General features: G+C 68.8%; 9 protein-coding genes and 1 tRNA gene. All 10 read right to left on the reverse strand.

The window, feature by feature from the left end; all coding sequences use genetic code 11:
• Positions 1–11: 11 nt before the first annotated feature.
• The 10 genes from QN141_02925 to QN141_02970 all read right to left on the reverse strand — a co-directional run bounded on the left by QN141_02925 (position 12) and on the right by QN141_02970 (position 13,302).
• Positions 12–386: a DUF2089 domain-containing protein gene (locus QN141_02925; protein ID MDR7557418.1), complete on the reverse strand. Its 375-nt coding sequence runs from the start codon at positions 384–386 to the stop codon at positions 12–14.
• A complete protein-coding gene (locus QN141_02930; protein ID MDR7557419.1) occupies positions 386–577 on the reverse strand; it encodes a hypothetical protein in 192 nt (63 codons plus the stop codon). The genes QN141_02925 and QN141_02930 overlap by 1 nt, the downstream gene beginning before the upstream one ends.
• Before the next feature lie 132 nt (positions 578–709).
• The gene (locus tag QN141_02935; protein MDR7557420.1) at positions 710–1,423 is read right to left on the reverse strand and encodes a type II toxin-antitoxin system prevent-host-death family antitoxin; all 714 of its coding nucleotides are present in this window, start codon (positions 1,421–1,423) and stop codon (positions 710–712) included.
• A 135-nt stretch (positions 1,424–1,558) separates the two neighbouring features.
• Positions 1,559–3,448, reverse strand: a complete 1,890-nt coding sequence (uvrC, locus tag QN141_02940; GenBank protein MDR7557421.1) for an excinuclease ABC subunit UvrC — start codon at positions 3,446–3,448, stop codon at positions 1,559–1,561.
• A gap of 13 nt (positions 3,449–3,461) precedes the next feature.
• Positions 3,462–4,577 carry an aminotransferase class I/II-fold pyridoxal phosphate-dependent enzyme gene (locus tag QN141_02945; GenBank protein MDR7557422.1) on the reverse strand — a complete coding sequence of 372 codons (1,116 nt, stop codon included), beginning with the start codon at positions 4,575–4,577 and terminating at the stop codon, positions 3,462–3,464.
• Between the two features lie 22 nt (positions 4,578–4,599).
• Positions 4,600–7,542 carry an excinuclease ABC subunit UvrA gene (gene uvrA, locus QN141_02950; GenBank protein ID MDR7557423.1) on the reverse strand — a complete coding sequence of 981 codons (2,943 nt, stop codon included), beginning with the start codon at positions 7,540–7,542 and terminating at the stop codon, positions 4,600–4,602.
• A 19-nt stretch (positions 7,543–7,561) separates the two neighbouring features.
• Complete coding sequence (gene uvrB / locus QN141_02955) at positions 7,562–9,709, reverse strand: excinuclease ABC subunit UvrB (protein ID MDR7557424.1); 2,148 nt, start codon at positions 9,707–9,709, stop codon at positions 7,562–7,564.
• A 133-nt stretch (positions 9,710–9,842) separates the two neighbouring features.
• On the reverse strand, positions 9,843–10,454 hold the full coding sequence (coaE, locus tag QN141_02960) for a dephospho-CoA kinase (GenBank protein MDR7557425.1): 612 nt from the start codon (positions 10,452–10,454) through the stop codon (positions 9,843–9,845).
• The gene (gene polA, locus QN141_02965; protein ID MDR7557426.1) at positions 10,451–13,093 is read right to left on the reverse strand and encodes a DNA polymerase I; all 2,643 of its coding nucleotides are present in this window, start codon (positions 13,091–13,093) and stop codon (positions 10,451–10,453) included. Before polA ends, coaE begins: the two co-directional genes overlap by 4 nt.
• A gap of 120 nt (positions 13,094–13,213) precedes the next feature.
• Positions 13,214–13,302: transfer RNA gene (locus tag QN141_02970), tRNA-Leu, on the reverse strand.
• Positions 13,303–13,351: the final 49 nt, after the last annotated feature.

The raw sequence follows: 13,351 nt of genomic DNA on the forward strand, positions 1-13,351 counted from the left end.
GGGGACCTCCGTCATCGGCGCTCGCGCAGCAGGCGCAGCGCCTCTTCCGCCGAGATTTTTCCGGCGTCCAGGGCGTCGAGGATCTCGCGACGCTTCGTCAATTCCGCCCGGCGGTCGGGCTCCACGGCGTAGCCCAGCGCGGCCAGCAGAGCATCCAGCCGGGCGCGCACGGTGGGATAGGACAGGCCGAGTTCGCGCTCGACCTCCTTGATGTTCCCCCGGGCCTTCAGGAACAGCTCCAGGAAGGCCAGCTGCTCGGGGGTCAGCCGGGTGAACTTGGACAGCTCGAAGTGCCCTTCCACCGCCGTTCCGCACGAGGCGCACTGCAGCCGGATGACCTCGAGGTCGGATCCGCAGACGGGGCACTTCCCGGGAGCCTGTGGCATCAGCGAGGTTCGCCCGGCGCGACCACAACGACCTCCGGGCCGCCCCTGACCCAGGTCAGCACCCGCTTCCACAGGGGGCGCTGCTCCTCGCGAGGCTCTACCGACCGGACGAGCCGCTCCCGCTCGGCCGCCTGATACATCTCCGCGAGCCGCTGCCGTCCCAGCATTTCGCTGACGAACCGGTTCTGCATCAGACTCTCCCAAGTCGCTTTTTAATGAGAATAAGCAACCTGAGAGAATGCTAGCACAAGGTTTCTATTCTGTCAACTCCATGGTGTAGATTATTAAGAAAGCGGTCATACGTTCGTATATTGGAGCATCGGTCAGGCGATACGGAGGTGATTCACATCGACCCCCTCACGGGCCAACAGCTGCTGCTTGAAGGCGGGCCCACCGCGCAGGGAGTATCCTCCCAGCCCGCCGTCGCTGCGCACCACGCGGTGACAGGGGATGATCAGGGGCACCGGATTCCTGGCGCAGGCGGTGCCCACCGCCCGGGTGGCGCCGGGCTGGCCGATCGCGCGGGCGATGTCGCGGTAGGTCCGGATCTGCCCTCTGGGGATCCGGCGCAGCTGCTCGAGCACGCGGCGCTGGAAGGGACCAACCAGCGAGAGGTCCACGGGACCGCGGAAGGGCTTGAAGTCCGTGAAGAACTCGCGCAGCAGCGTGACCAGCTTTCGGGGCGGATGGGGATCGCGGGTTACCTCCGCGCCGAAGCGCCGGCGAAAGGTCCGGCGAAACGCCTCATCGCCGGGCGCCAGGTCGACACAGGAGACGCCACGGGCGGAGTAGGCCACGTACACCTCGCCGAACGAGGTCGACAGGGAGGTGAATCGCCACGGCCCCCGCGCCCCTCCGGTCTCCCCACCCCTGCCCGCGTGCTTGAGGATGAATTCGGCCAGCTCCCCCTCCGTGAGCCGGGTGATCGCCGCGGCCGGCTTGCCGTGCAGGGTGACGATGACCGGCTCCCCCGCGACGACATCGCGCAGCAGTTCGTTGGTGCGGTTCTTCAGTTCCACGGTGTTGACCACGCGCATGACCCGCCCCTCGAAGAATAGCCATTTTAATAGCTATTCTATCACGAGGGCTCCGGCCGTCAAGCGGGCGGGCGGCGTCCAGAGGCCGTGATCAGGCCGGTCGCCCGGCGAAGGGGGCGTCGAACTCCGACGCCGTCACCGGGACTCCTGCACCGCTTCGTCCCGGTACCGGACGTCCGGGTGCGCCTGCAGGTAGTCGAAGACCTTCTGCGCGGTCTTCGCGCCCACCACCTCGGCGATCTGCTCCACGGTGGCCTGGCGGATGGCGCGCACCGAGCCGAAGCGGCGGATCAGGTCGCGCTTGCGCTTCTCCCCGATCCCCCGGATTTCATCCAGGACCGAGAAGACCACCCGCCGTTCTCGGAGCCGGCGGTGGTAGGCGTTGGCGAAGCGGTGCGCCTCGTCGCGGAGGCGCTGCAGCAGCTGCAGCGAGTGGGAATCCCGCGGCAGCTGCAGGGGATCGGGGTGGGCCGCGGTCACGACGAGCTCTTCCTGCTTGGCCAGCGCCACGGCCGGGATGGCGTGGTTGTACTCGAAGAGCACCTCGCGCGCCGCGTTCAGTTGCCCCCGCCCGCCGTCGATGAGGATGAGGTCGGGCAGCACCGACCACTTCACCCGGACCGGCTCGTCGCGGTCCAGGCGCTCCTGCTCCTCGCGGCCGGCGGCGAACCGCCGCCGCAGCATCTCCTGGAGCATGGCGTAGTCGTTGGGCCCCTCGGTCCACTTCATCCGGAAGCGCCGGTAATCGCGCTTAAGGGGCCGTCCGCCCTCGAAGACCACCATCGACCCCACGGACTCGCCGGACTGGAAGTTGCTGATGTCGTAGGCCTCGATCCGGAAGGGCGGGGTCTCCAGACCGAGGACCTCCTGGAGCTCCTTGACCGCCGCGCCCTCCAGCCCGGTCCGCCGGGCCCGTTCGTGCTGCAGGAACAGCGCGGCGTTCTCCGCCGCCATCTCCACGAGCCGTCGGCGATCCCCGCGCTGGGGGACCACCACCTGGACCCGACCGCCCCGCCGGTCGCCGAGCCAGGTGGCGATGAGCTCGGCGTCCTCCACCGCTTCCTGGAGCACGACCTCCGGCGGCAGCGAGGGGGCATCCTGGTAGTACTGTTTGATGAACTCGGAGAGGATCTCGCCGGTGGTGGCGCCGCCCGCGCCTTCCAGAATGAAGTGTTCCTGCCCCTGCAGGCGGCCGCCCCGGATGAAGAAGGCCTGGACGCAGGCCAGCTGGCCCGCCTGGGCCAGGGCAAAGACATCCCGGTCTTCCAGACCCGCGGTGGCGATGCGCTGCCGCTCGTAGACCGCCTCCATGGCCTGGATCTGATCGCGCAGCTGGGCGGCGCGCTCGAAGGCCATGGCCTCCGCCGCACGGGTCATCTCCTGACGCAGTTCGTCCAAGAGCGCGGAGGCCTTCCCCTCCAGGAACAGCGCCGCCTGTCGCACCTGCTCGGCGTAGGCCTCCGGCCCGGGGCCCCAGGCCACGCACGGGGCGGTGCACTGCCCGATGTAGTAGTCCAGGCAGGGCCGCGGCAGGTCCCGCGTGATGTCGATGTCGCAGGAACGCAGCTTGAACAGCTTTCGGATGGTGCGGATCGTCCGGCGGACGAGTTTGGGTTCGTGATAGGGGTACGGGCCGAAGTAGCGCGCGCCGTCGCGGAGCACCCGCCGGGTCATGAGGATCTTGGGAAAGGCCTCGTTGGTGATCTTCACGTAGGGAAAGGCCTTGTCGTCGGCCATCCGCACGTTGTACAGGGGGCGGTGCCGCTTGATCAGGTTGGTCTCCAGGATCAGCGCTTCGACCTCGTTCTCGCAGGCGATCACCTCGAAGTCGGCGATCCGGCTCATCAGATGGCGGATCCGGGGGCTCTCCAGATGGCCGCTGTCCTGGAAGTACTGGCGGACCCGCTGGCGCAGGACGGCGGCCTTGCCCACGTAGATCACCCGGCCGGCTCCGTCCTTCATCAGGTAGACGCCGGGCCGGGCGGGGACGAGCTTCAGTTTGTCCTCGAGGTTGGCCACGGCCATGAGGCGCCGTCCTTCAGAGCCCCCGGAGCAGGGCCGCGGTGCGGGCCAGGCCTTCCTCCAGGGTCCGTCGTTCCATGCCAAAGCCGATCCGCAGGTAGCCGTCCATCTGGAAGTGGTCGCCGGGGACGACGAGGACATCCTGCTCCCGCCGCAGCCGCTCCGCCAGTACGGTGGAGTTGATCGCGGCGCGGTACTGGACGAAGGCGATGGCGCCGGCCTGCGGCGGGTGCCAGGAGAGCTCCTCGGCCAGGCCCTCCATCCAGGACGACAGCACCCCGAAGTTCTCCGTGAGGATCCGGCGCGTGCGCGCCTGCAAACGCTGTCGGGTGCGGGGCAGCAGGGCCATGAGGGCCAGCCGATCGCTCAGCACGGCGGGGGCGATGGTGGTGAAGTCGTGGTAGGCCCAGCAGGTGTGCACCACGTCGGGCGGAGCGACGATCCACCCGATGCGCAGTCCGGGCAGTCCGTAGGCCTTGGACAGCCCACCGGTAACCACGGTGCGCGGGTACCGCCCCCAGAAAGACGGCGTGGCAGGACCGTCGCGCTCTGCGCCGCGGTACACTTCGTCGGCCACGACCCAGGCCCCGACCCGGTCCGCCACCGCGCAGACGGCGTTCAGCGTCTCGACGGAGAACACCGCCCCGGTGGGGTTGTTGGGATGGCAGAGGAAGATCGCCTTGGTCCGCGGCGTCACCGCGCCGGCCAGCTCGTCCACGTCGGCGACCCACCCTCCATCCGTTCGGTGCAGCCACCACTCCCGCACGAGGCCGCTCCAGGCTTGGGCCAGCAGGGGCAACTGCATGTAGTTGGGCAACATGACCACGGCCTCGTCGCCGGGATCCAGCAGGGACCAGGCCACCAGGAAGTTGGCCTCCGCCGTGCCCGCCGTCACCAGGACATTCTCCGGGCCCGCTCCGTGGTAGAGGCCGGCGATCTCGCCGCGCAGTTCCGGGCTGCCGTTGGTGTGGCCGTAGCCGAGCGGCTGGTGGGCCAGGACCTCCTGCACCCAGGTGTGATCGACCAGGGCGGCCAGGGAGAGGGGCTGGATCCCGCTCTCGGAGAGGTTGTAGGCGACGGTGGTCTCCCACGTGGACTGGAACCGCTCCATCTCGAAGCGCGCGATCTTCATCGGCAGCGTCTCCCGGCGATCGCTACCGCCGGCGCCCCGCGACACGGCCGTTGCGCCGCCGACCGTTCCCGGCCAGCACCAGCTCCGGGGTCGAGGCCAGCACCCGCCGCAGGAACTGCCCCGTGTAGGAGTGGGGCACCTCGGCCACGGCCTCCGGCGGGCCCTCCGCGATCACCTGCCCGCCCAGATCCCCGCCCTCGGGACCGAGGTCGATGACCCAGTCCGCGGTCTTGATCACGTCGAGGTTGTGCTCGATGACCACCACCGTGTTGCCCGCGTCCACCAGCCGGTGGAGCACCTGCAGCAGGCGCTCCACATCGGCAAAGTGCAACCCCACCGTGGGTTCGTCCAGGATGTAGAAGGTCTTCCCCGTGTCGCGGCGGGACAGCTCCGCGGCCAGCTTCACCCGCTGCGCCTCGCCGCCAGACAGCGTGGTCGCCGGCTGCCCGAGCTTGATGTAGCCGAGGCCCACGTCGAACAGAGTCTGGAGCTTCCGGCGGAGGCGCGGGATGTGCTCGAAAAACTGCAGCGCTTCGGCCACCGTCATCTCCAGGACGTCGGCGATGCTCTTGCCCTTGAAGAGCACCTCCAGCGTCTCACGGTTGTACCGGCTGCCCTTGCACACCTCGCAGGGCACGTAGACGTCGGGCAGGAAGTGCATCTCGATGCGGACGATGCCGTCCCCCTCGCAGGCCTCGCACCGTCCGCCGCGCACGTTGAAGGAGAACCGCCCCGGCCCGAAGCCGCGCATCCTGGCGTCCGGGGTCTGGGCGAACAGCTCGCGGATCAGATCGAAGGTCTTCGTGTAGGTGGCCGGGTTGCTGCGCGGGGTGCGGCCGATGGGGGACTGGTCGATGTTGATGACCTTGTCCAGGTGTTCCACGCCCTCCAGCCGCAGGTGCGCCCCGGGACGGAGGCGGGCGCCGTGCAGCCGGGCGGCAAGGGCCCGGTAGAGGATCTCGTCCACCAGCGTGGACTTCCCCGACCCCGAGACCCCGGTGACGGCGATGAAGACGCCGAGGGGGAAGCGGACGTCGATGTTCTTGAGGTTGTGCTCCCGGGCGCCCCGGACGACGAGGGCGTTGCCGTTGGAGGTGCGGCGGCGCGGCGGGATGGGGATGACGCGGCGGCCGGAGAGGTACTGCCCGGTGAGGGACTGGGGATGGGCGGCGATCGCCTCCGGCGGTCCGGTGACCACGATGTGGCCGCCCTGCGCTCCGGCCCCCGGACCGATGTCCACGACCCAGTCCGCGGAGCGGATCGTCTCCTCGTCGTGCTCCACGACCAGGATGGTGTTCCCCAGATCGCGGAGGGACATCAGCGTGTCGATCAGCCGCCGGTTGTCCCGCTGGTGCAGACCGATGCTCGGTTCGTCCAGGACGTAGAGCACGCCCATCAATCCGGAGCCGATCTGGGTGGCCAGCCGGATCCGCTGCGCCTCGCCCCCGGAGAGGGTGGTGGCCGTGCGGTCCAGGGTCAGGTAGTCCAGGCCCACGTTGACCAGGAACCCCAGCCGGGCCTTGATCTCCTTGAGGATCTGGTGGGCGATCAGTCGCTCGCGCTCGGAAAGCGTCAGCGCGTGGAAGAAGTCCAGGGCCTGCCGCACCGTCAACGCCGTCAGCTCGGCGATGTTCTTCCCGCCGACCCGCACACTGAGGGACTCCTTCTTCAGCCGCGCGCCCCGGCAGCTCGGGCACGGCAGCGTGGTCATGTACTGCTCGTACTCCTCGCGCAGATACTCGGAGTCGGTCTCCCGGTAGCGCCGCTCCAGCTGGCGCAGCACCCCCTCGAACCTGGTCTCGTAGACGCGCAGCGCGCCCCACCGGTTGTGGTAGCGGACGCGGAACTCCTGGGCGCTGCCGTGGAGGAGCACGTCGATGAAGGCGCGGGGCAGCCGCCGCAGCGGTGTCTTCATATCCACCTTGTAGTGGGCGGCCAGCGACTGCAGCAGCTCGTAGTAGTACTCGCTGGTGGAGTTGGCCCAGGGCACCACCGCACCGTCGCTCAACGACTTGTCCCAGTCCAGGACCAGATCGGCGTCGAACTCCTGCCGGAAACCCAACCCGCTGCAGGTGGGGCAGGCCCCGTAGGGGCTGTTGAAGGAGAAGACCCGCGGCTCGATCTCCGGCAGGACCGACCCGTGTTCGGGACAGGCGAAGAGCTGGCTGAAGATCATCAACCCCTCGGTGGGATCCTCGTGGGCCCGCCGGGGCCGGCCCTTCCGCTCCTCTCCCCCGGGATGCTCCTCCAAAACATCGACGTAGACCATCCCCTGCCCGAGTTTCAACGCCGTCTCCAGGGAGTCGGCCAGGCGCGCCTTGACGTCGGGCCGGACGACGATGCGATCCACGACGACCTCGATCCAGTGCTTCTTGTTCTTGTCCAGCGGAATCTCTTCGCCCAGCTCGTAGACGATGCCGTCCACGCGGACGCGGGCAAAGCCCTGGCGGCGGAGGTCCTCGAAGAGCTGCCGGTACTCCCCTTTACGGCCCCGCACCACCGGGCCCAGGACCTGGATCCGCGCGCCCTCGGGCAGAGCCAGGATCCGCTCCACGATCTGCTCCCGCGACTGGCGGCTGATCAGGCGGTCGCAGACGGGACAGTGGGGCTGGCCGATCCGGGCGTAGAGCAGGCGCAGGTAGTCGTAGATCTCGGTCACGGTGCCGACGGTGGAGCGGGGGTTGCGCGGCGCTCCCTTCTGGTCGATGGAGACCGCCGGCGACAGCCCGTCGATGTGGTCCACGTCGGGCTTCTCCATCAACCCCAGGAACTGCCGGGCATAAGCGGAGAGCGACTCGACGTACTTCCGCTGCCCCTCGGCGTAGATCGTGTCGAACGCCAGCGACGACTTCCCCGAGCCCGAGATGCCCGTCAGCACCACGAACTTGTCCCGCGGGATCTCCACGGTGATGTTCTTCAGGTTATGCTCGCGGGCGCCGCGAACGACGATCTTGTCCAGAGGCATACTGTCCGACCCCGTGTCCTCAGTAGGTCCGGCCCGGGCGCAGCCGTCCCCGTCCCCGGCGCAGCCCGCCCCGCCGGCCGCCGGCCCCCCGTCCGCCCCGGGCTCCGGCGAAGAAGGGCTCGCCCAGCCCCTTCTTCAGCTCGCTGATCTGGTCGCGCAGCACCGCCGCCTTCTCGAACTGGAGCTCGGCCGCGGCCCGGCGCATCTCCCGCTCCAGCGAGGCAATGGTCTGCTCCAGTTCCTGGGGGGAGAGCATCAGCAGGCGCGCGATGTCCCAGGGCACTTTGGCCCGCTGCGTCTCGGCCAGCGTGATCAGCTCTTTCGCCGTGAGGACTTCCTGCTCGGGCTGGTAGGCGGCGACCTCTTCCGCCACCTCGGCCAGGTCAATGAGGTCGCGGATGGGCTTGACCACGGACTGCGGCGTGATCCCGTGCTCCTCGTTGAACCTGATCTGGATCTCGCGCCGGCGGTTCGTCTCGGCGATGGCGCGCCGCATCGAATCCGTGACCTCATCGGCGTAGAGCAGCACCCGCCCGCCGATGTGGCGGGCGGCGCGCCCCATGGTCTGGATGAGGGCGGTCTCCGAGCGGAGGTAGCCTTCGCGGTCGGCGTCGAGGATGGCCACCAGCGAGACTTCCGGCAGATCCAGGCCCTCGCGGAGCAGGTTGATCCCCACCAGAACGTCATAGGTCCCCAGGCGCAGGTCCTTCAGGATCTGGACGCGGTCCAGGGTCTCCACTTCGGAGTGCAGGTAGTGGACCTTCAGGCCCATCTCCTGGAGATAGGCGGTGAGGTCCTCGGCCATCCGCTTGGTCAGCGTGGTGACCAGGGTGCGCTCGCCCTTCTCCACCTGCGCTTTGATCTCCGCCAGCAGGTCGTCGATCTGCCCCCGGGCCGGGCGCACCTCCACGTAGGGGTCGACCAGCCCGGTGGGGCGGACGATCTGCTCCACAATGGTCTGGCTGACCCGCCGCTCGTACTCCGCGGGCGTGGCCGAGACGAAGACCACCTGGTGGATCAGAGTTTCGAACTCCTCCCAGGACAGCGGCCGGTTGTCGTAGGCGCTGGGCAGCCGGAAGCCGAATTCAACAAGGTTCTGCTTGCGTGAACGATCGCCCTCCAGCATGCCGTGCACCTGCGGCACCGTGACGTGGCTCTCGTCGATGAACATCAGGTAGTCCCGGGGGAAGTAATCCAGCAGGCAGCCCGGCCGCTCGCCCGGCCGCCGCCCGTCCAGGTGGCGGGAGTAGTTTTCGATGCCCGGGCAGTAGCCGACCTCGCGCAGCAGTTCCAGGTCGTACTTGGTCCGAAACTCCAGGCGCTGCGCTTCCAGCAGCTTCCCCTGCGCCCGGAACCACGCCACCCGTTCCCGCAGCTCGGCCTCGATGCTCTCCAGCGCCCGCGCCAGCCGCTCCTCCGTGGTCACCCAGTGCTTGGCCGGCCAGATGGCCACGGCCGTCTTCTCCTCGAGGATCTCCCCGGTGACGGGGTGGAGTTCCATGATCCGATCCACCTCGTCGCCGAACAGCTCGATGCGCACGGCGCGGTCCTCGTAGGCCGGATGGACCTCGATGACGTCCCCGCGCACCCGGAAGCGACCGCGGGCAAAGTCGATGTCGTTGCGCTCGTACTGGATGTCGACCAGCCGGCGCAGGAGCTCCTCCCGGCTGCGGCGCTCGCCCTTGCGGACAAACAGCATGACCTCCTTGTAGTCCTCAGGCCGACCCAGGCCGTAGATGCAGGAGACCGAGGCGACGACGATGACATCCCGCCGCTCCATCAGCGCCTTGGTCGCCGCGTGCCGGAGCCGGTCGATCTCGTCGTTGATCGAGGCGTCCTTGGCAATGTAGAGGTCGGTCTGGGGGACGTAGGCCTCCGGCTGGTAGTAGTCGTAGTAGGAGACGAAGTAGCGGACGGCGTTGTGGGGGAAGAACTGACGGAACTCGCCGTAGAGCTGCGCGGCCAGGGTCTTGTTGTGGGCCAGGACCAGGGTGGGCCGCTGGATCTGCTCGATGACCTTGGCCATGGTGTACGTCTTCCCGGATCCCGTGACCCCGAGCAGCGTCTGGTAGCGGTGGCCCTTCCGGATGCTCTCCACGAGCCGGGCGATCGCCTGGGGCTGATCGCCGCGGGGGGGCATCTCGGTCACCATCTCAAACTGCGGCACGGCGAAGCACCCTCCGGCAACAGAGCATAAAAAAAGTATAGCATCGGGTCGAAAGGGCGGTCCACCCGGCCCCTGCAGCCGCCGCGGGCCATGGCGGCCAGCACGAGGGCCGCGGCGCACCGCCGGGAAGCGATCAGGTGTTCGCGGCCGTCAGCCGCCGCCAGAGGGCTTCGACCTGGGCGCGCGTCTCAGCCACGGTCCCGGAGTTGTCGATGACCCAGTCCGCTTCGGCGGCCTTGAGCGCCACCGGGCGCTGCGCCTCGAGCCGGCGCTGCGCCTCCGCCTGGGTCAGCCCGTCGCGGCGCATCACCCGATGGATCTGCTGCTCGGGGGTGGCCGTGACCACGATGACGCCGTCCAGATCGAAGGCCTCCGGCCCCACGGTGTCCAGGAGCAGCGGGAGGTCCACGACGACGACCGCGTCCGGCCTCGCTCCACGAATCTCTGCGATGCGCTCCCGGAGGCGGCGGCGGATGGCGGGGTGGGTGATGGCGTTGAGCCGGGTCCGGGCCGCCGGATCGCCGAAGACGATCCGGCCGAGCCGGCGGCGGTCCAGCGCGCCGTCGGGACCCACCACCTCGGGGCCGAAGGCCTCCACGATGGCCCGATAGACCTCCGACCCCGGGCGGACCACCTCGCGGGACACTTCGTCGGCCTCCACGACGACGGCGCCCAGATCCCCGAACATCCGGGCGACCAGGGTCACCCCGGTGGCGATACCGCCGGTGATGCCCAACACCTTCACAGCGGACTCATGTCGGCCCAGTTCGGGCCCAGGCGCAGGTCGGCACGGAGGGGCACGCGCAGGGGGAAGGCCCCTTCCATCGTCCGCTTGACCTCGGGGGCCAGGGCGCGCAGCTCAGCTTCCGGCGCCTCAAAGAGCAGCTCGTCGTGCACATGCAGGGTCATCATCGCCCGGGGAAACCGCGGCAGGACGTCGCGGGCCAGATCGACCATCGCCTTTTTGATGATGTCGGCGGTGCCCCCCTGGATGGGGGTGTTGATGGCGGTGCGCTCGGCCGCTTCGCGAATGGGACGGTTGCGGGTGAGGATCTCGGGAATGTACCGGCGGCGGTTCATGAGGGTGGTGACGTACCCGTCCCGCCGGCACTGCTCGACGATCTCCACCATGTACTGGCGCACCTTCGGATAGCGGGCATAGTAGCGCTCGATGTAGGCCCGGGCCTCGTCCTTGCCGATCCCCAGCTGGGCGGCCACGCCGAACTCCGTCATCCCGTAGGCCACCCCGAAGACGATGACCTTGGCCCGCCGGCGCAGCTCGGGTGTCACCGCCTCCCGCGGCACGCCGAAGATCTCCGCGGCGGTAACGCTGTGAATGTCCTCGCCGCGCGCGAAGGCCTCCAGCAACCCGGGGTCGCCGGTGACGTGGGCCATGACGCGCAGATCGATCTGGGAGTAGTCTGCGGCGAGCAGCAGATGGCCCGGACCGGCCACGATGGCCCGGCGGATCTTTCGGCCTTCCTCGGTGCGGATCGGGATATTCTGCAGGTTGGGGTCGGTGGTGATGATCCGGCCCGTCGCGGCCACGGTCTGGTTGAAGACGGCGTGGACACGGCCGGTCCGGGGGTTGATCGCCGCCGGCAGGACGTCCACGTAGGTCTGCTTCAGCTTGCTCAGCTCGCGGTGCATGAGGATCTTGGCCACGATCTCGTGCTGGGGGGCCAGCTGCTCCAGGACGTCGGCGTCGGTGGAATACCCGGTCTTGGTGCGCTTGAGCGCCGGCAGCTGCAGCTTCTGGAAGAGGACGAAGCTGAGCTGTTTCGTCGACCCGATGTTGAACTCGGTCCCCGCCAGCCGGTAGATCTCCTCGCTGAGATCGGCCAGCCGGCGGTCCAGCTCCGCGGAGAGCTCCTGCAGGTACGGAACATCCACGGCCACGCCGGCCGCCTCCATGTCGGCCAGGACGGCCGCCAGGGGCATCTCGATGGTGCGGAACAACTCGAAGACCTCGCGCTCCTGCATGCGCTCGGTCAGGACGCCCCGCAGGCGCGCCAGGACGTCGGCCTGCTCGCACGCCTCCGCCGCCACATCCCGGCTCAGGCCGAGCCCGCCCTCCGCGGCGTCGGGCCGCTCCGCCTCCGAGCGCAGCCGCCACCCCAGGAACTCCCAGGAGGCCGTCCCCAGGGTGTGCGTCCGGCGGCCGGGGTTCATCAGGTAGGAGGCCAGAACCACGTCGAAATCCAGTCCGCGGGGCCGGAGGCCGAAGCGGCGCAGGGTTAAGAGGTCGGCCTTCACGTCCGCGCTCGTCTTGGCCACATCGGACTCGATCAGCGGGCGGAGCTCTTCGGGAAAGGCATCCTCAACCGGCAGGTACCGGGCCTCACCGGGGGCCCTGGAGAGGGCGATGCCGTCGAGTCGTGCCGTCAGCGGGTGTCCCTCTCCTCGCACCAGCACCACGCCCACCGGCCCCGCACCACCCACCCACCGGGCCAGCTCCCCGGCCGACGCCGCCTTCGCGTAGACCCCTTCCGGCCGCGGCTCGGGAACCACGCCGACCCGATCGATCAAGCTCCTGAACTCGAGCGCGGTAAACAGCTCCCGCACCCGCGTCCGGTCCGGTGGGCGGCGGCGGAGGTCGTCCCACCTCCAGGCCATCGGCACATCCGTGACGATCGTCGCCAGGTGCTTGCTCTGCAGGATCTGCTCGGCGGCCTGGCCGATCGCCTGCCTCAATTTGGGCGGCAGTTGATCGAGGTGCTCCAGGAGGTGTTCCACCTCGCCGAACTGCCGGATGAGCTGGCTGGCCGTCTTCTCCCCCACCCCCGGAACGCCGGGCAGGTTGTCGGTGGCGTCCCCCTTGAGGCCCTTGTAGTCCGGCAGCCGCGCCGGGTCGAAACCGAAGCGCTCCCGGACCCTGGTCCCGTCGTAGATGACCGTCTCCGTGATGCCGCGGCTGGTCATCATTACCCGGATCTTCGTGTCCACCAGCTGCAGACAGTCCAGGTCGCCGGTGACGATGAGGACATCGAAGCCTTCGGCCGCCGCCTTCCGCGCCATGGTGCCCAGGATGTCGTCGGCCTCGTAGCCCGCGACCTCGTAGACGGGGATGGCCAGGGCCTCCAGGATCTCCTTGGCCGCAGCCAGCTGCGGCCGCAGGTCATCCGGCATGCGCTGGCGCGTGGCCTTGTAGTCCTTGAACGTCGCGTGGCGGAAGGTGGGCGCGGCCTTGTCGAAGGCCGCGGCGATGTAGTCGGGCCGCTCCTCCTCCAGGATCTTCAGGAGCATGGTTGTGAAGCCGTAGACGGCGTTCGTCGGCCGGCCGTCGGCCGTGGTCATGTAGGGCAGGGCGAAAAAGGCCCGGTAGACCAGGCCGTTGGCATCGATCAGCACGAGCTTGCGACTGGGGGAATCGCCGGTCGTCATCTGGTATATTCTAGTACCTGCCTATTCCTGATGCGACCCGATCTCCGCCAGTCTGACGACCCGTACCGGACTGCGCACCGGAGAGGCGGCGTTGGCCGAATCGGGGATGGCGTCTTGGCCTGGTGCCGGGGGCGGGAGTCGAACCCGCACGGACCTTGCGGCCCAGCGGCTTTTGAGGCCGCCGCGAATGCCAGTTCCGCCACCCCGGCGTGAGCGCGCCTACGGAGATTATACGGTGGGCTGCACCTGAACCGCAAA

The sequence above is a fragment of the Armatimonadota bacterium genome (genome assembly GCA_031459765.1).
Lineage (GTDB): Bacteria > Sysuimicrobiota > Sysuimicrobiia > Sysuimicrobiales > Kaftiobacteriaceae > Kaftiobacterium > Kaftiobacterium secundum.